The 17,749-nt window shown below is 69.8% G+C and carries 18 protein-coding genes and 1 pseudogene; 14 read left to right on the forward strand and 5 right to left on the reverse strand.

Going from position 1 to position 17,749, the window contains the following annotated elements; translation table 11 throughout:
- Positions 1–55: 55 nt before the first annotated feature.
- Positions 56–646, forward strand: coding sequence for a hypothetical protein (locus tag QSK31_RS39045; RefSeq protein ID WP_285689757.1), 591 nt, complete (start codon positions 56–58; stop codon positions 644–646).
- A 61-nt stretch (positions 647–707) separates the two neighbouring features.
- Here QSK31_RS39045 and QSK31_RS39050 read toward each other — a convergent pair whose 3' ends face one another.
- Positions 708–1,001 carry a ferredoxin gene (locus tag QSK31_RS39050; RefSeq protein ID WP_285689815.1) on the reverse strand — a complete coding sequence of 98 codons (294 nt, stop codon included), beginning with the start codon at positions 999–1,001 and terminating at the stop codon, positions 708–710.
- Positions 1,002–1,187: 186 nt separating this feature from the next.
- On the opposite strand from QSK31_RS39050, the gene arc reads away from it, so the two are divergent.
- The 6 genes from arc (at position 1,188) to prcA (ending at position 7,754) form a co-directional block, all read left to right on the forward strand.
- Positions 1,188–2,966: a proteasome ATPase gene (gene arc / locus QSK31_RS39055; RefSeq protein ID WP_285689758.1), complete on the forward strand. Its 1,779-nt coding sequence runs from the start codon at positions 1,188–1,190 to the stop codon at positions 2,964–2,966.
- 60 nt (positions 2,967–3,026) lie between these two features.
- Positions 3,027–4,028, forward strand: coding sequence for an acyltransferase family protein (locus QSK31_RS39060; protein ID WP_285689759.1), 1,002 nt, complete (start codon positions 3,027–3,029; stop codon positions 4,026–4,028).
- 45 nt (positions 4,029–4,073) lie between these two features.
- Positions 4,074–5,591, forward strand: coding sequence for a depupylase/deamidase Dop (dop, locus tag QSK31_RS39065; protein WP_352244541.1), 1,518 nt, complete (start codon positions 4,074–4,076; stop codon positions 5,589–5,591).
- 75 nt (positions 5,592–5,666) lie between these two features.
- Positions 5,667–5,882, forward strand: a complete 216-nt coding sequence (locus tag QSK31_RS39070) for a ubiquitin-like protein Pup (protein WP_285689760.1) — start codon at positions 5,667–5,669, stop codon at positions 5,880–5,882.
- Positions 5,883–6,002: 120 nt separating this feature from the next.
- Positions 6,003–6,845, forward strand: coding sequence for a proteasome subunit beta (gene prcB / locus QSK31_RS39075; protein WP_285689761.1), 843 nt, complete (start codon positions 6,003–6,005; stop codon positions 6,843–6,845).
- 36 nt (positions 6,846–6,881) lie between these two features.
- On the forward strand, positions 6,882–7,754 hold the full coding sequence (gene prcA / locus QSK31_RS39080) for a proteasome subunit alpha (protein ID WP_285689762.1): 873 nt from the start codon (positions 6,882–6,884) through the stop codon (positions 7,752–7,754).
- On the opposite strand, the gene rfbB is transcribed toward prcA, so the two are convergent.
- Positions 7,751–8,725, reverse strand: a complete 975-nt coding sequence (gene rfbB, locus QSK31_RS39085; protein WP_285689764.1) for a dTDP-glucose 4,6-dehydratase — start codon at positions 8,723–8,725, stop codon at positions 7,751–7,753. The genes prcA and rfbB overlap by 4 nt on opposite strands.
- Before the next feature lie 108 nt (positions 8,726–8,833).
- Here rfbB and pafA point away from each other — a divergent pair, with 108 nt between their 5' ends.
- Together pafA and QSK31_RS39095 are read left to right on the forward strand one after the other, a co-directional pair.
- Positions 8,834–10,192, forward strand: coding sequence for a Pup--protein ligase (pafA, locus tag QSK31_RS39090; RefSeq protein WP_285689765.1), 1,359 nt, complete (start codon positions 8,834–8,836; stop codon positions 10,190–10,192).
- Positions 10,193–11,062: 870 nt separating this feature from the next.
- Positions 11,063–11,494, forward strand: coding sequence for a VOC family protein (locus QSK31_RS39095; protein WP_285689766.1), 432 nt, complete (start codon positions 11,063–11,065; stop codon positions 11,492–11,494).
- On the opposite strand, the gene QSK31_RS39100 is transcribed toward QSK31_RS39095, so the two are convergent.
- From QSK31_RS39100 to QSK31_RS39110, 3 genes are read right to left on the reverse strand one after another with little or no spacing between them, the layout of a single operon-like run.
- Positions 11,435–12,715 (reverse strand): MFS transporter, encoded by a 1,281-nt coding sequence (locus tag QSK31_RS39100; protein ID WP_285689768.1) that lies wholly within the window; start codon positions 12,713–12,715, stop codon positions 11,435–11,437. The two genes, QSK31_RS39095 and QSK31_RS39100, sit on opposite strands and share 60 nt — an antisense overlap.
- A 47-nt stretch (positions 12,716–12,762) precedes the next feature.
- On the reverse strand, positions 12,763–13,818 hold the full coding sequence (locus tag QSK31_RS39105; protein ID WP_285689769.1) for a DUF3866 family protein: 1,056 nt from the start codon (positions 13,816–13,818) through the stop codon (positions 12,763–12,765).
- Positions 13,819–13,829: 11 nt separating this feature from the next.
- Positions 13,830–14,030: a hypothetical protein gene (locus QSK31_RS39110; RefSeq protein WP_285689770.1), complete on the reverse strand. Its 201-nt coding sequence runs from the start codon at positions 14,028–14,030 to the stop codon at positions 13,830–13,832.
- 65 nt (positions 14,031–14,095) lie between these two features.
- Between QSK31_RS39110 and QSK31_RS39115 the strand changes: the two genes are divergently transcribed.
- The 5 genes and pseudogenes from QSK31_RS39115 (at position 14,096) to tatC (ending at position 17,749) form a co-directional block, all read left to right on the forward strand.
- Positions 14,096–15,082 carry a helix-turn-helix transcriptional regulator gene (locus QSK31_RS39115; RefSeq protein WP_285689771.1) on the forward strand — a complete coding sequence of 329 codons (987 nt, stop codon included), beginning with the start codon at positions 14,096–14,098 and terminating at the stop codon, positions 15,080–15,082.
- Positions 15,082–16,056 carry a helix-turn-helix transcriptional regulator gene (locus QSK31_RS39120; RefSeq protein ID WP_285689772.1) on the forward strand — a complete coding sequence of 325 codons (975 nt, stop codon included), beginning with the start codon at positions 15,082–15,084 and terminating at the stop codon, positions 16,054–16,056. The genes QSK31_RS39115 and QSK31_RS39120 overlap by 1 nt, the downstream gene beginning before the upstream one ends.
- Before the next feature lie 13 nt (positions 16,057–16,069).
- On the forward strand, positions 16,070–16,357 hold the full coding sequence (locus QSK31_RS39125; protein WP_285689774.1) for a hypothetical protein: 288 nt from the start codon (positions 16,070–16,072) through the stop codon (positions 16,355–16,357).
- 141 nt (positions 16,358–16,498) lie between these two features.
- Positions 16,499–16,696: pseudogene (gene tatA, locus QSK31_RS39130) on the forward strand (Sec-independent protein translocase subunit TatA); the annotation flags it as partial.
- A gap of 105 nt (positions 16,697–16,801) precedes the next feature.
- Positions 16,802–17,749: a twin-arginine translocase subunit TatC gene (gene tatC / locus QSK31_RS39135; RefSeq protein ID WP_285689776.1), complete on the forward strand. Its 948-nt coding sequence runs from the start codon at positions 16,802–16,804 to the stop codon at positions 17,747–17,749.

Raw genomic sequence — 17,749 nt, forward strand, 5'->3', positions numbered from 1 at the left:
CGGGTAGTTTTCTGCCGGGGCGGGACGGCGAAACGGGAGGGATCGGGTGGGCGCGATGAGTTCTCCGCCGTTCGGTGGCAGCAACGAGATGCCGGCGGTCTTCCCGGACTGGTCGCCCTACCAGGACCTCGACTCCGCCGCACGCGCCTACCTGCGCGACCCCGAGGTGGCCCTGGACGCTTTGTTCGGTGTGCTGCGTGGCGCCGAGGTGCTGTGTTTCACGCTGGAACGCTTCGTCAACGAGGTGAACGGCGTCTGGCAGGAGGTCGTCATCTGCGACGGCAGCCGCCTGGTGCTGTGGCACGGTGAGGACGTGGCGCCCGGTGACGGCCCGGTCGGCTCGATGACCTCGTCGCTGCGGGTGGTGCCGCTGTCCACGGTGACCGAGGTGGGCTGCCGGCGGCGGCTGACCCGCACCTCGACCGGCCAGGCGCGAGTCGACAGCATCGACGTCTATCTGCTGCTGAGCTCGGTGGACGACGCGGTGCCGCCGCCCGGGATGGCCGAGGACGAGACCCGGGCCGCACTGCGGCACGACGCGTTGCGGTTCGGCAAGACGCTGGACGACGGCGGTCCCGGCCAGATTCAGCGGCTGGAGGAGTTTTCGCGCGTGGTGGCATCGCTGGTGGGTCGCCCGACGCTGTGAGATTTGCCCCACCTGGTGTTCATCAGGCGGTAAAAGGGTCTTGCTATGTGGTGGCGGCGCCTCAGACGGCGTCCGGACCGGCTACTTCCACGTCGTCCGACTGCCGCACCACGTGGATGCAGTCGCCCGGGCACTCCTTGGCCGCGTCGATCACCTCGAGGCGCAGCCGCTCCGGGACGCCGGTACGCACTCCGGGGGATTGCAGCAGCTCACCGCCGCTGTCCTTGACGTAGGCGAGGCCGTCGATGTCGAACTCGAAAACCTCCGGCGCGTACTGAACGCACAGCCCGTCGCCGGTGCACAGGTCCTGATCGACCCACACCTCGAGCTGGTCCGTCTCGGTCTCCGTGCTCACGGTGGTCACCCGAAATCCTCTCCTGGCGCGTACTTCTCGACGGTACCCGAACCCGCCGACAAGTCGGTCGTCCGGGATTTGCCCGCTGATCAAGCTTTCGCTACGAGGGTGTTGCATGGGTCTAAATCCGCCGTGCAGCGGTTAGTGTTATCTCCCAAGACGTTCGAGCCCCCGGGGAGGTGGGACGTGGCACGTAGCGACGAGGCGTCTGGCGCCGCACGTTGGGAGAAAGAGGCCAACGATCTCTCCAGCCAGGTTGCGTTTCTGCAGGAGGAACTCGCTCTGGTTCGGCGCAAGCTGACCGAAAGCCCCCGACACGTCCGGCAGCTCGAGGAACGGCTTGCGGCAACGCAGGCGCAGCTGGCCCGACTGACCGAGAACAACGACCGGCTCGTGGCGACCCTCAAGGAAGCCCGTGCTCAGATCGTCACTCTCAAAGAGGAGATTGACCGCCTCGCCCAGCCGCCCAGCGGCTACGGCGTATTCCTCGCCGCCCATGAGGACGGCACAGTCGATGTCTTCACCGGCGGCCGCAAGCTGCGCGTCGCGGTCTCGCCGAGCCTCGAGGTCGAGGAGCTCAAGCGGGGCCAGGAGGTGCTGCTCAACGACGCGCTCAACGTGGTCGACGCGTTCGGCTACGAGCGGGTCGGCGAGGTCGTGCTGCTCAAGGAGGTGCTGGCCGATCCGGCCGGCGGCCCGGGCGACCGTGCCCTGGTCGTCTCGCACGCCGACGAGGAGCGGATCGTCCACCTGGCCGATTCGCTGATCGGCGGCACGCTGCGCGCGGGCGACTCGCTGATGATCGAGCCGCGTTCGGCGTACGCCTACGAGCGCATCCCGAAGAGCGAGGTCGAGGAGCTCGTCCTGGAGGAGGTGCCCGACGTCGACTACACCGACATCGGTGGCCTGCACTCCCAGATCGAGCAGATCCGCGACGCGGTGGAGCTGCCGTTCCTGCACGCCGACCTGTTCCGGGAGCACCAGCTGCGCCCGCCGAAGGGCATCCTGCTCTACGGCCCGCCCGGCTGCGGCAAGACGCTGATCGCCAAGGCGGTGGCCAACTCACTGGCCAAGAAGATCGCCGAGCGCCGGGGTGAGGAGAAGCACACCAGCTACTTCCTCAACATCAAGGGCCCGGAGCTTCTCAACAAGTACGTGGGTGAGACCGAGCGGCACATCCGCCTGGTCTTCCAGCGGGCCCGTGAGAAGGCCAGCGAGGGCACCCCGGTGATCGTGTTCTTCGACGAGATGGACTCGATCTTCCGCACTCGTGGCTCCGGCGTCTCCAGCGACGTGGAGAACACGATCGTCCCCCAGCTCCTCAGCGAGATCGACGGCGTCGAGGGCCTGGAGAACGTGATCGTGATCGGCGCCTCCAACCGTGAGGACATGATCGACCCGGCCATCCTGCGGCCCGGCCGGCTGGACGTGAAGATCAAGATCGAGCGTCCGGACGCGGAGGCGGCGAAGGACATCTTCGCCAAGTACATCCTCACCGGCCTGCCGCTCAGCTCGGACGACCTGGCCGAGCACGGTGGCAACCCCGACGCGACGGTCGCGGCGATGATCGAGGCGGTCGTCCTCCGGATGTACACGGAGACCGAGGAGAACCGCTTCCTGGAGGTCACCTACGCCAACGGTGACAAGGAGGTCCTGTACTTCAAGGACTTCAACTCCGGCGCGATGATCCAGAACATCGTCGACCGCGGCAAGAAGATGGCGATCAAGGAGTTCCTCACCTCCGGCAAGAAGGGGCTGCGGCTGCAGCACCTGCTCGACAGCTGTGTCGACGAGTTCCGCGAGAACGAGGACCTGCCGAACACCACCAACCCGGACGACTGGGCCCGGATCTCCGGCAAGAAGGGCGAGCGGATCGTCTACATCCGCACGCTCGTCTCCGGCGGCAAGGGCGCCGAGGCCGGCCGCTCCATCGAGACGGCCAGCAACACCGGTCAGTACCTGTAACGAGGCATTCAGGGCGGGCGGAGGGGTCACCCCCTCCGCCCGCTTCTCGTTGGGCCCGGCGTGGGGGAGCGGCTGGGCTGGATCGACGCACTTCGGGGGTACGCGGCCGGGGTCGTGCTGCTCTTCCACCTCGGGCCGTGGATCCTCGGCACCGGGACGCACCTCGCGATCTTCCGGGTGTTCGACTGCGGCAAGTACGCTGTCCTGCTGTTCTTCCTGGTCAGCGGCTATCTGATCCCCGCATCGCTGGAGCGGCGCGGGTCGCTGCGCCGGTTCTGGATCACCCGGCTGTTCCGGATCTACCCGGTCTACCTGGCCGCGATCGCCGCCCTGATCGTCACCAGCGCCGCCGTCCCGCCCGTGCTGCGGTCCGCGACCGGGCTGCTCGGCCACGCCACGATGCTCACCGACCTGCTCGGGCTGCGCGGGGCGCTGCGGCCGTTCTGGACCCTCACGTACGAGATGGTCTTCTACCTGATGGTGGCCGGGCTCTTCGCGTGCCGTCTGCACCGGCACAGCGCCGCGGTCGCGGGCGCACTGGCAGTGGCCGCGATGCTGCCCCTGCCGAACCTGCTCGAGGGCTCCGGCGGCACCGTCACCTCGTCCCGGCAGGGTCTGCTGCTGATCGCCACCATGTTCGCGGGAGCGGCCCTCCGGTCGTCGCGGTCACTCCCGGCTCCCGCCTCGGTGGCGCTCGGGCTCACGACCGTGGTGCAACCGGCCGTCGTGGTGGCGGTGGTCGTCACATTCGCCGCATTCTTCGCCCTGCGCGAACGCCCGATGCCGCGGGCGCTGACCGCGCTGGGCGCCATCAGTTACTCGCTCTACCTGACCCACATCGTCGTGCTCCAGGCCTTCGCCCGGTTCCTTCCCGGCGTGGCGGAGCGTCCGTTCCTGGTCAGAGGCGTGGCGACCGCGGCCTGCGCGGTCTGCGCGCTGGCCGCGGCCCGTTGCGCGTACGTCTGGATCGAGCGACCGATGCACCTGCTCGGCCACCGCATCGGCACGCAGCGTGCCGCGCCGCGCACGGCCAGACGCGTGAATGGAACGCGAAGCGTCTAGGCTCGATACAAGGGCACGGCAGAAACCGGCGGGTGGAGCAGCGGCATGAGCGTTCGACGGATCATGGGCACCGAGGTCGAGTACGGCATTTCGGTCCCCGGTCAGCCCGGCGCCAATCCCATGGTCACCTCCTCGCAGGTGGTCAACGCGTACGGCGCGCGGCCCGAACTGACCCGCGGTGGACGCGCCCGCTGGGACTACGAGGAGGAGTCGCCGCTGCGGGACGCGCGCGGCTTCACCTACTCCGGCGCCGCCTACGACCCGGCCGACGCGCTCGCCGACGAGGACCTCGGCCTGGCCAACGTGATACTGACCAACGGAGCACGGCTCTACGTCGACCACGCGCACCCGGAGTACAGCACCCCCGAGTGCACCAACCCGATGGACATCGTCCGCTGGGACAAAGCCGGCGAACGCGTGATGGCCGAGGCGTCCCGCCGCGCCGCCACCATCCCCGGCGCGCACCGCATCCAGCTCTACAAGAACAACACCGACAACAAGGGCGCCTCGTACGGCTCGCACGAGAACTACCTGATGCGCCGGCAGACCCCGTTCGCCGACATCGTGGCGCACCTGACGCCGTTCTTCGTCACCCGCCAGATCTTCACCGGCGTCGGCCGCGTCGGCCTCGGCCAGGACGGCTCCGGCGCCGGCTTCCAGATCTCCTCCCGCGCCGACTTCTTCGAGGTCGAGGTCGGCCTGGAGACCACGCTCAAGCGGCCGATCATCAACACCCGCGACGAGCCCCACTCGGACGCCGACAAGTACCGCCGCCTGCACGTGATCATCGGCGACGCCAACCTGTCCGAGATCGCCACCTACCTCAAGGTGGGCACCACGGCACTGGTCCTCGCCATGATCGAGGAGAAGGTGTTCACCGGCGAGCTCGGCATCGCCGACCCGGTCAGCGAGCTCAAGGCGGTCAGCCACGACCCGTCGCTCAAGCACCTGATGCGGCTGCGCGACGGCCGCCGGCTGACCGCGCTCGACCTGCAGTGGGCGTACTTCGAGCGGGCCAAGGCGTTCTGCGACGAGCGGTACGGCGCCGACATGGACGACCAGACCGCCGACGTGCTCGACCGCTGGGAGGACATCCTCGACCGGCTCGGCCGCGACCCGATGTCCTGCTCCGACACCCTCGACTGGGTGGCCAAGCTGCGGCTGCTCGAGGGTTACCGGGAGCGGGAGGACCTGGGCTGGTCGTCGCCCAAGCTGCAGCTGGTGGACCTGCAGTACGCCGACGTCCGCCCGGAGAAGGGCCTCTACCACCGCCTGGTGGCCCGAGGCTCGATGAAGACCCTGCTCGAGGACGAGGCCGTACGCAAGGCCATGGTCGAGCCCCCGGAGGACACGCGCGCCTACTTCCGCGGCCGCTGCCTCGCCCAGTACGCGTCCGAAGTGGTCGCGGCCAGCTGGGACTCGGTGATCTTCGACGTGGGCCGGGAGTCGCTGGTCCGGGTTCCGATGATGGAACCCGAGCGCGGCACCAAGAAGCACGTCGGGGCCCTGTTCGACAAGTGTGAGAGCGCCAAGGACCTGCTCGAGGTCATCACGAGCCGGTGAGGCGTTTTGTCGTACGGGCGAGGTAGGTTTTCAACATCCCGTTGAGCAAGCGGCGGGGAGCGAAGGGGGAGTCCGATGGCAACCCGAGACACCGGCGGTCAGTCGCAGTCCGGCAAGGGCAAGAGCGACCAGGAGATCGAGGACGTCACCACCGAGGCCAACCCCGAGGTGGCAGAGCGTAAAGCCGAGATCGACGAGGACGTCGACGACCTGCTGGACGAGATCGACTCCGTCCTGGAAGAAAACGCTGAAGAATTTGTTAGGGGATACGTTCAAAAAGGCGGCCAATAGGCCATTTTGTCCGATTTGGGCAACGTCTGAGGACACGTTGATCGCGATCGTCGCACCGGCGGTGCGTGCCCGATAGGGTGCGTCAACGCCGGTGCGATTCAGATAACTGAAAGGAACCACGTGGCAGCGGGTTTTGATCCATCCGGGCGTCTACCAGATGTGTTCTTCACCTCGGGGACGTCCTCCTTCACGCAGTTCCTGAGTCAGGCCGCGCCTGAGTTGCTGCCCGGGCGGCGGCCGGTGCCGCCGCAGATGGTGGCCGGCGACCTGGCGCCGCACGGCACCACGATCATCGCGATCCAGACCGCCGAGGGCGTCGTGATGGCCGGCGACCGGCGGGCGACCATGGGCAACCTGATCGCCAGCCGCGACATCGAGAAGGTGCATCCGGCCGATGCGTACTCGCTCATCGGCATCGCCGGGACGGCCGGCATCGGCATCGAGCTGATGCGGATCTTCCAGGTCGAGCTGGAGCACTACGAGAAGACCGAGGGCGCGATGCTGTCCCTCGACGGTAAGGCCAACCGCCTGGCCGGCATGGTGCGCGGCAACCTCGGTGCGGCCATGCAGGGTCTCGCGGTGGTCCCGCTCTTCGCCGGGTACGACCTGTCGCCCGCCGACCCGGCCAAGCCCGGCCGGATCTTCAGCTTCGACGTGGCCGGTGGCCTCTACGAGGAGACCGGGTACGACGCGGTCGGCTCCGGTTCGCTGTTCGCCAAGTCGGCGCTGAAGAAGAAGTACCGGACCGGCGTCAGCACCCAGGACGCGATCGTGCTGGCCGTCGAGGCGCTCTACGACGCGGCCGACGACGACACCGCGACCGGCGGGCCCGACCTGACCCGCAAGATCTACCCGGTGGTGATGACCGCGACCGCAGAGGGCACCCACCGCCTCACCGACACGGAGATCAACACGGTGGCCGAGCAGGTGGTTTCCGGACGCATGGAGAACCCGGGCGGCTGACCCCGCGCCGGACAATCGAAGAAGGAGCAGCCACCCGTGGCCATGCAGTTCTACGCATCACCCGAGCAGGTTCAGCGGGACCGCTCGGAGTACGCCCGCAAGGGCATCGCGCGGGGCCGGTCCGCCGTCGTGCTCTCGTACAGCGGCGGGATCCTTCTGGTCGCCGAGAACCTGACGTCGCTGCGCAAGATCAGCGAGCTGTACGACCGGATCGGGTTCGCGGCGGTCGGCCGGTACAACGAGTTCGAGAGCCTGCGCCGGGCCGGTATCCGGATGGCCGACATGCTCGGGTTGTCCTACGACCGCCGGGACGTCACCGGGCGGGCGCTGGCCAACGCGTACACCCAGACGCTGGGCGCCATCTTCAGCGAGACGCAGAAGCCGTACGAGGTGGAGATCTGCGTCGCGCAGGTCGGCACCACGGCCGAGGCGGACGAGCTGTACCGGATCACCTACGACGGCTCGGTGATGGACGAGCCGGGCTTCATGGCGATGGGCGGCCAGGCCGAGGCCATCGCCGCGGTGCTCAAGGAGCGGCACGACGTGACCGCGGACGCCACCGTGGCGCTCCGGCTCGCCGTGGAGGCCCTGGGCAGCGTCGGCGGGGAGAACGGCGCCCGTCGCGAGCTGGACGCCAAGCAGCTCGAGGTGGCTGTGCTCGACCGCACCCGGCGGGGACGCGCCTTCCGGCGGATCTCCGGCGCCGCCCTGACCACCCTGCTCGGCGGTGGCGAGGACGTGCCGGAGAAGGAGCTCGGCGACGCCGCGGCCCCGGCGCCCGGTGACGCCGTGGCCCCGGCGCCCGGTGAGGGCAAGCCGACCACCAGCGCGGCCTCCGAGGGGCACGACGCCAAGGACGACGGCAAGGACGACGCCAAGGACGACGCCAAGGACGACGGCAAGAGCTAGTCGATCGTGAGCGGCCGCCACCAGGGTTCGTGGTCCCGGTACCACGCCACGGTGGCGGCCAGCCCCGCGTCGAAGCCCACCCGGGGGCGGTAACCGAGCTCCCGGCGGATGCGGTCGTCGTCCAGGGCGTACCGGAAATCGTGGCCCTTGCGGTCGGCCACGTGCACGACCCGGTCCTGGCCGGCCCCGCACAGCTCCAGCAGGCGGTCCGTGAGTTCCCGGTTGGTCAGCTCCACCGTGCCGGCGATGTGGTAGACCTCGCCCGGCTCCCCGTCCGCCAGGGCCAGCGCCAGCCCCCGGCAGTGGTCGTCCACGTGCACCCAGTCGCGCACCTGGCTGCCGTCGCCGTACAGCGGCACCGTGCGGCCCGACAGCAGGTTCGTCACGAAGCGCGGGATCAGCTTCTCCGGGTGCTGGAACGGGCCGTAGTTGTTGCTGCACCGGGTTACCACCACGGGCAGGCCGTGGGTGCGGTGGTAGGCGAGCGCCAGCAGGTCGGAGGAGGCCTTCGTGGCCGCGTACGGCGAATTGGGCCGCACCGAGGACCGCTCGGTCCACGCACCCGCCGGGATCGAGCCGTAGACCTCGTCCGTCGACACGTGCAGGAAACGTGCCGTGCCGTGCCGCAGCGCGGCGTCCAGCAGCACCTGGGTGCCGATCACGTTCGTCACCGCGAACTCGCCCGCCGCCACGATCGACCGGTCGACGTGCGACTCGGCCGCCGCGTGCACCACCGCGTCCACGCCCCGCATCACGGTGTCCACCAGCGCCGCGTCGCAGACATCGCCCGGGATGAAATCGAGACGGTCGCTCTCGGCGACCGGGCCCAGGTTCGCGAGATTCCCGGCGTACGTGAGCTTGTCCAGCACCGTCACCCGGGCGCCCTCCAGCCCGGGCAGCCGGTCCCACAACACGCTCCGGACCAGATGCGAACCGATGAAGCCGGCCCCGCCGGTGACCAGTAATTTCATCCCGCCGGCAGTGTATCCGCAGCTAGCGGCGCAGACTCCACGGTCAGACCCGGTGAAACGGTGAGTGGTGACTGCCAATCACGGGTCCGGGACGGCTAGTGTTTCGACATGGAACGGCGAATTTTCGGCCTGGAGACGGAGTACGGCGTCACCTGCACGTACCGGGGGCAGAGGCGGCTCTCGCCCGACGAGGTGGCTCGATACCTGTTCCGCCGCGTGGTGTCCTGGGGACGCAGCAGCAACGTGTTCCTCCGCAACGGCGCACGCCTCTACTTGGACGTCGGTTCCCACCCCGAGTACGCGACACCCGAATGCGACTCGGTCACCGACCTCGTCGCCCACGACCGAGCCGGCGAACGCATCCTCGAGGGGCTCCTCGTCGACGCCGAGAAACGCCTGCACGACGAGGGCATCGCCGGCGAGATCTACCTCTTCAAGAACAACACCGACTCGGCCGGGAACTCGTACGGCTGCCACGAGAACTACCTCGTCAGCCGGCACGGCGAATTCGGCCGGCTCGCCGACGTGCTCATCCCGTTCCTCGTCACCCGCCAGCTGATCTGCGGCGCCGGCAAGGTGCTGCAGACACCGCGAGGCGCCGTCTTCTGCCTGTCCCAGCGAGCCGAGCACATCTGGGAGGGCGTCTCCAGCGCCACCACCCGCAGCCGGCCGATCATCAACACCCGCGACGAGCCGCACGCCGACGCCGAACGCTACCGGCGCCTGCACGTCATCGTCGGCGACTCCAACATGAACGAGGTCACCACGCTGCTCAAGGTCGGCAGCGCGGACCTCGTCCTGCGCATGATCGAAGCCGGCGTGGTGATGCGCGACCTCAGCCTGGAAAACCCGATCCGGGCCATCCGCGAGGTCAGCCACGACGTCACCGGCCGCCGCAAGATCCGGCTGGCCAACAACAAAGAGGTCAGCGCCCTCGAGATCCAGCAGGAATACCTCGCCAAGGCCACCGAGTTCGTCGAGCGGCGCGGCGGCGACCAGACCGCCAAGCGGGTCGTCGAACTCTGGGGACGGGTCCTGAACGCCATCGAGAACGGCGACCTCGACCCGGTCGCCCGCGAGATCGACTGGGTCTCCAAGCTCAAGCTCATCGAGCGGTACCAGGCCAAGCACCAGATCCCGATGTCACACCCGCGCATCGCGCAGCTCGACCTGGCCTACCACGACGTGCGCCGCGGGCGAGGACTGTACGCGTTGATGGAGAAGCGGAAGCAGGTCGACCGGATCTCCAACGATCTCGAGATCTTCGAGGCCAAGGAGACGCCGCCGCAGACCACCCGGGCCCGCCTCCGGGGCGAGTTCATCCGGCACGCGCAGGAGAAGCGGCGCGACTTCACCGTCGACTGGGTGCATCTCAAGCTGAACGACCAGGCGCAGCGCACGGTGCTCTGCAAGGACCCCTTCCGGGCGTACGACGAACGGGTCGAGCGGCTCATCGCCAGCATGTGAGAGGTTCGCTAGGCTGGTCGGATCATGTCCTCCGACCAGCCTTCCTCCACCGGCCCCTCCGCTTCCGGCCCTTCCTCCTCCGGCAAGCGTGAGCGGACCATCGAGGACGTCATGTGGGCGCGGGTCTCGCGTCGGCGTGAGCGGATCCGGGCCGAGATCCAGCGCAATCGGGCTGGGGGGCATCGCGTCCCTACCTGGGTCATGGCTGCGGTTCTCGGGGTCATTCTCGCGGGGTGGCTGTATCTGATCGTTACTTCGTAACTTTCTCTCCTTGCATCTGTTCCGGGTTGTTTGCCGGCGGCTGGGGTTACGGACGATTGTGGTCTTCGTGCCTTCCGCCCGGCTCTGAGTCTGGTCACTGTGGGGGTCTGGGGCGGGGATTGCCCACTGAGCCCGTCAAGCTTGATGTCTCAGTGGGCAATCCCCGCCCCAGACCTGTTGTGGTCCTGCTTGGGGAGTTGGCGAGGGCCTACGGCTCCGGGTCGGGGTCGGATCGTTGTTGGGCCTCATCCGGGTCTCGACTCCGATTGCGATCGCCTGCTCGGCCGATCGGCCGCGTGCCCTGCCCGTGATCGCCCCGCATCGCCCTGTGCCGCGCCCGCATCGCCCTGTGCCGCGCCCGCTCGCCCTGTGCCGCGCCCGCTCGCCCGGCGCCGCGCCCGCTCGCCCCGCGCACCCGCGCCTGCCCGACCCGCGCACCCCGCCCCGCCCCGCGCCGCGCTGCGCCTGCCCGCGCGCGTCTGCCCGCGCCGCTCGTCCGGGCCGTTCGCGCGTCGGGCCGCTCGTCCGGGCTGGTCGTTCGCGCCGCGTCTGCTCGCCGGCCGGGTGGTCGTCGCGTGTGCTGGGCGTTGGGGGTGTTTAGGGTGCGGGGTGCATTTGGAGCTCGTGGCGCTTGTGGTGGATGAATATGGGCCGGCGGTGGACTTCTTTGTGGGGGTGCTCGGGTTCGAGCTCGTGGAGGACTCGCCGTCGCTGACCAATGACGGGCGGGCCAAGCGGTGGGTTGTGGTGCGGCCGCCCGGAGCTCGGACCGGGATTCTGCTTGCTCGGGCCGATGCGCGTCAGCGGGGGGCGGTCGGCAATCAGGTGGCGGGTCGGGTCGGGTTCTTTCTGCGGGTGGAGGACTTCGGCGCGGCGTACCGGCGCATGGTGGAGCGTGGGGTGGTCTTTGTGACCGAGCCTCGGGTGGAGGCCTACGGGCAGGTGGCGGTCTTTCTGGACGTGGCCGGGAATCGGTGGGATCTACTCGGGCCTCGGCCGGGTGGCCCGGGGGAGGATGAAGATCAGGGCGACCAGGCCTAGCGCGCAGCAGCCGATGATGTACCAGCTGATCCCGGTGCTGGAGCCCGTCTCCTGGAGGATCTTGGTGGCTATCAGGGGGGCCGGGCCGCCGGCTATCACCGACGCCAGCTGGTAGCCGAGGCCGGCGCCGGAATAGCGGAGGCTTGTTCCGAAACGTTCGGCTATCAGGGCTGCCTGGGGGCCGTACTGCATGTCGTGGAAGACCAGGGACAGGACCACGGCCAGCAGGATCAGGCCCGTCGCCTTGGTGTCGAGCAGGCCGAAATAGGGGAACGCGAAGGCTCCGGTCAGGATGATTCCGGCGCCGTAGACGCGTCTTCGGCCGAAGCGGTCGGACAGGTGGCCGAACAACGGCACCGTGACCAGGCCCACCGTGGCGGCTATCAGGATGTCGTCCAGCAGGCCGTCCCGGTTCAGGCCCAGCTGCTTCGTGCCGTACGTGAGGATGAAGCTGGTGAACAGGTAGAACGGGGCCTGCTCGCCCAGCCGGACCAGCGCTGAGCCGAGGATGGTGCGCCACTCGGTGCGGATCACCTTCAGCAAGGGGCGGCGGGCGACCTTGCCGGTGTCGACGACCGACGTGAACTCGGGGCTCTCCAGCACGCGCAGGCGGACGTACAGGCCGATGCCGATCAGGACGACACTCAGCAGGAACGGGATGCGCCAGCCCCAGCTGTCGAAGCTGGGGCCCGTCCAGTCGCTGGTCAGGCGCACCACGCCGGTCGAGGTGACCAGGCCCAGGGGTACGCCCACCTGCGGCCAGCTGGCGAAGAAACCGCGGCGGCCGGGGGTGCCCCACTCCATCGACAGGAGCACCGAGCCGCCCCATTCGCCGCCCACGCCGATGCCCTGGCCGATCCTCAGCAGGACGAGCAGGATCGGCGCCGCGTACCCGATGGTCTGGTAGGTCGGGAGCAGGCCGATCAGCGTGGTGGTGGCGCCCATCAGCACCAGCGTCGCGATCAGGGTGGCCTTGCGGCCGATGCGGTCGCCGTAGTGGCCGAAGATCGCCGCGCCCACCGGGCGTGCCACGAAGCCGACGAACTGGGTGCCGAAGGACAGCAGGATGCCGGTGAACGCGGCGTGGTTGGGGAAGAACAGGGCCGGAAAGATCAGCGAGGCGGCCGTGTTGTAGAGGAAGAAGTCGTACCACTCGATGGTGGTGCCGACCGTGCTGGCTACGACGGCGCGGCGGCGATGCGCCGGAACCACGGTGTCCATACCTCAATATCGGCTTGTGTCGATATCAGATCAAGCCGGGTTACCGCTCAGCGGATGCACGTCCCCGCATGCCGGCCGGCGGCCGCGGCGGCGAGGAAATACCACGGGTCCTGGTCGTAGGAGCGGCCCATGGTCGACAGTGGCACCGGTGAGGCACGCAGCGCCGCCTCGAGGCCGTCGGTGGGTACCTCGACGACGCGGTGCGGGGGGAGACTCGGCGGGGTGGCCGGGAGGCCGGCGGGGAGCACCAGGTCGGCGGGGGCGAGGGCCACTTTTCCGTACGCCGTCAGGGAGTGGTGCGAGATGCCCTGGTGGCGTGCCCGGCCGTCGCCGGAGGAGAAGCGGACGGAGCCGATCGGGTGGCCACCGAGGACTGCCACGGCGTTGATCGCCTCGCCGACCGCCACGCCGGAGAAGCCCCAGGGCGTACCGGTGCCGAGGTTTCCCGGGCCTTGGGCGACGATCGCGACGTCGGCGCCCAGGACGTGCCGTGCCGCCAGCAGGCCGGTGTGCACCGTGCTGGCCTCGAGGGTGCCGCCGAACGACTGGCCGGTGGTGACCGTGCCGGCCAGCGTGCCCGCCAGGCCGTCGAGGGTGCGGGAGAACCAGGCGGGGAGGGCGCCGCCGTCGAGCATGACGTAGGCGACCCGGGCCGCCGGACGGTCGGCGTGGATGCCGGCCAGGACGGCGGGCAGCGCCGAGTGGAGATCGGCCGTGACGACCGGCATGCCGTCGAGCGAGTCGGCGGCGACCATGGTGTCCCGGTGCGGGGAGGCCTCCTCGTCCACGCCGAGCAGGATCGGCTGCAGCGGGGTGTAGCGGGCCTTGACCAGGTGGCCCGCGTCGCGGTCGGTGCCCGCGTCGGCGGGATCCGGGGGCAGGCGGTCGGGGATCGCGACGACCAGGGCGTACCCGCCGGTGCCGAGACCCATCACCAGCGCGCCCACATTGAGCAGCACCCGGTCTCCCACCTCGGGCCGGCCGACCAGGTCGGGGTAGGCCAGCGCGCGCACCTCGCCGTCGCCGGTGCGCACCGTCAGCTCGCTCGCGCCGCGCCACGAGCGGCGGAGAGCAAGAACCGTCCCGGACCGCCAGCGCACCATGGGTCGGGACTTTATAGGTCGGTCCCGCCGTCGCGGTGGTTGCGTCCGGCCGTGCCGCGCGTCGGGTCGAGGAAGACGTAGCGGATCTCTGGGTAGCGCCGGCACAGGCGGCTCTCGGCCTCGTCGGAGGCGGCGTCGATCTCGGTCCCGGCCACCTCGGCGGGTGCGGCGGCGCCGGCCAGGCCGACGGGGGCGGTATCACTGGTCGGCACCCGATCTCCTTCCCCACGGTGTCGCCGGATAACCGTGGGGCCGCCGGGCTGCTAGCGTTTCGGTCGTGTCGCGGACCCGCACCGAGCGCCTGGTGAACCTGGTGATCTGCCTGTTGTCCACGCGACGGTTCCTGACCGCCGCGCAGATCGCCGCGACCGTCCCCGGCTACGAGCACGACCCGGAGGACCCGAAGGACCACGAGGCCTTCCAGCGCAAGTTCGAGCGGGACAAGGCCGAGCTGCGCGACCTGGGCGTTCCGCTGGAGATGGCCCGGCCGAACGCGTTCGACGACGAGCTCGGCTACCGGATCGCCCACCGGGAGTACGCGCTGCCGGACATCCTGCTGGAACCGGACGAGGCCGCCGCGGTGGGCATCGCCGCCCGGCTGTGGCAGCATGCCGGTCTGGCCGCCGCCGCGTCGTCCGGCCTGGCCAAGCTGCGGGCCGCGGGCGTCGAGGTGGACCCGCAGGCCACGCTGGGCGTGGAGCCGGTGGTGACGGTGGACCCGGCGTTCGGCCCGCTGACCACGGCCGCGCGGGAGCGGCGGGCGGTGTCCTTCTCCTACCGGGTGCCCGAGCGCGACGAACCGGCGGTCCGGCGGGTGGAGCCGTGGGGCGTGGTGTGCTGGCAGGGCCGGTGGTACGTGGTGGGCCACGACCGGGACCGCAAGGCCTCGCGCAGCTTCCGGCTCTCCCGCATCGTCGGCAACGTGCGTCTCACCGGCCGCGCGGGCGCGTACCAGCCGCCGGCGAACGAGGACCTGATCGAGCACGTCTCCCGCTGGTCGGGCCCGGTGGCGCACAACGGGCGGGCCACCGTGACGGTCCGGCCGGGCCGGGCGGCGGGCCTGCGGCGCTGGGCGGTCGACTCCACCGCGGGCGCCGACGGCGATGTGCTGACGATTCCGTACTCGGACCCGGACCGGCTGGCCGCGACGCTGGTCGGCTACGGCGCCGACGTGCGCGCGGACGGCCCGCCGGAGCTGCGCGAGGCGGTCATCCAGCAGCTCAAGGAGATCGTCGCCCGGCACGAGAACGTGGCGGCGACGTGATGCCGCAGCAGCGCGGGGCGCCGCCGAAGGCCTCCGCCGACCGTCTGGGCCGCCTGCTCAACCTGGTGCCCTACCTGCTGGCCCGGCCGGGGATCGCGGTGGCCGACGCGGCCGCCGGGCTGGGCATCACCGAGCAGCAGCTGCGCGCCGACCTGGAGCTGCTCTGGGTGTGCGGGCTGCCCGGGTACGGCCCCGGCGACCTGATCGACATGGTCCTCGACGGCGACCGCGTGACGATCACCTACGACGCGGGCATCGACCGGCCGCTGCGCCTCACCCAGGACGAGGCGCTCGCGCTGGTCGTCGCGTTGCGGATGCTGGCCGAGACGCCGGGTACGGGTAACCGCGACGTGATCGAGCGCGCCCTGGCCAAGATCGAGAGCGCCGCGGGCGACCTGGCCGACGCGCCGGTGTCGGTGCGCCTCCCGGCCAACGCCGAGCGGCTGGACCGGATCCGCGCGGCGGTCGACCGTGGCCACGCCCTGCACCTGACCTACTACACCGCGACGCGGGACGAGACCACCGAGCGCACGGTCGACCCGATGCGGATGCTGATGGTCGGCGGCAAGGCGTACCTGGAGGCGTGGTGCCGGCGCGCCGAGGCCACCCGGATGTTCCGGATCGACCGGATCGACGCCTGGTCGGAGCTGGACGAGGCGGCCCGCCCGCCGGCCGAGGCGACCCCGGCCGACGTCAGCGACGGCGTGTTCCACCCGGGGCCTGAGTTGCCGCTGGTGACGCTGCGGGTGGGCCGGGGCAGCCGGTGGATCACCGAGTACTACCCGGTCGAGTCGGTGCGGCCGGACGGCGACGAGTGGCTGGTCAGCATGCGGGTGACCGACCTGGGCTGGGCGCAGCGGCTGCTCAGCAGCGTCGGGCCGGACGTGACCGTGACCGGACCGCCGGAACTGCTGGAGCGGATCCGCGCGCAGGCGACCACGGCCCTCGACCAGTACGCGACCCCGGACCGGTAGGGTCGTCACCGTGATGACCTGGATACTCATCGGCGCGGGCGTCCTCGGCCTGGTCATCCTTGCCGTGGTCGCGTTCCCGCTGCTCGGCAAGCTGGCCGACCTGCGCCGGGCGGGCGAGCGTCTGCAGCGCCGCCAGGCCGAGGCGACGACCCTGCAGACCAACGCGGAGCAGTTGCAGCAGACGTTGCTGGGCCTGGAACAGCGGACCGGCACGATGCAGGAGCGGTTGGCCCTGATCAAGGCGGGGCACGGCGAGCCGACCGGCAAGCACGCCTGGCTCCCCGGCGCGAAACGTCGATGAAGCGGCGTTAGTCCTGAGTTGTCCGGAACTTCACCGGCACACTGCCAATACACAGCTACCGCGACGGGTTACATCGCCGAAACCCCACGTACGATGGACCCCGCACCACCCCTGTCATGATCCGACCGACTGGAGTTCTCCATGGGTGCCCTCAAGCCATGGCACATCATCGTCTTCGTCGTCGTCCTCGTGCTGCTCTTCGGCGCGAAGCGACTGCCGGACGCCGCGCGCTCGCTGGGCCGGTCGTTGCGAATCATCAAGGCCGAGACCAAGGGCCTGGTGGACGACAACAACGACACCGCGGAGAAGGCGGAGCCGCAGCACAGCCGTGAGCCGCTGCACCCCACCGAGATCCACAACCCGCAGCGCAACGGCCAGGGTCCGGCACAGGCGCAGCAGCCGTACGTGGACCCGGTGCAGCGCACGAACGACCGCTGATCAGCCGTGGCCATCTCCCTGCGCCGTCAGGGGCCGACCAAGTTCGAGCAGGCCGCCGACGGCTCCATGACGCTGATCGAGCACGTCCGGGAGCTCCGTAACCGCCTGTTCTGGGCGGCGCTGGGCATCGTTGCCGGCCTGATCGTCGGCTTCATCATCTCCCAGTGGGTGTTCCACATCCTCGAGGGGCCGTACTGCGGCCTGGAGAGCTCGTGGATCGACGGCAAGTGCCGTTTCGTCGTGCTGGGCGCCACCGACGGTCTCGTCCTGCGGCTGAAGATCGCGCTGTGGGTCGGCCTCATCGTCGGCGCCCCGGTCTGGCTCTTCCAGCTGTGGGCGTTCATCGCCCCGGGCCTGCACAAGCACGAGCGCAAGTGGGCCTACATCTTCGTGGCGATCGCCGCGCCGCTGTTCATCGGCGGCGCCGTGCTGGCCTACTTCGTCATCCAGCACAGCCTCCCGTTCATCATGGAGGCCGGTGTCATCGGCGACACCACCCAACTCGAGGTCAGCGCCTACATCGGCTTCGTGACCAGCATGATCCTGATCTTCGGGGCGGCCTTCGAGTTCCCGCTGATCCTGCTCATGCTCAACTTCACCGGTGTGGTCAGCGCGCGCCGGCTGCTGAGCTGGTGGCGGATCGTGGTGTTCCTGTCCTTCGGCTTCTCGGCGATCGCGACGCCCGACCCGGGCCCGTTCGGCATGACGCTGCTGGCGCTGTGCATGGTCGTGCTCTACCTGGCCGCGGTCGGTGTGGCGTTCCTCAACGACCGGCGCAAGGGCCGGGGCAAGGAGATCTACGCCGGGCTGGACGACGACGAGATCTCGCCGATCGAGGACGACCGCGAGCCGGTCGGCGCGATGGGGCGGGTCGACGGCGCCACCGCCCTCGAGACTCCGGAGCCGGTGGCCAAGCCACTGCCGCTGGAGCGCCGTTTCGACGACATGACCTGA

Source organism: Actinoplanes sp. NBRC 103695, assembly GCF_030269485.1.
GTDB lineage: Bacteria > Actinomycetota > Actinomycetes > Mycobacteriales > Micromonosporaceae > Actinoplanes.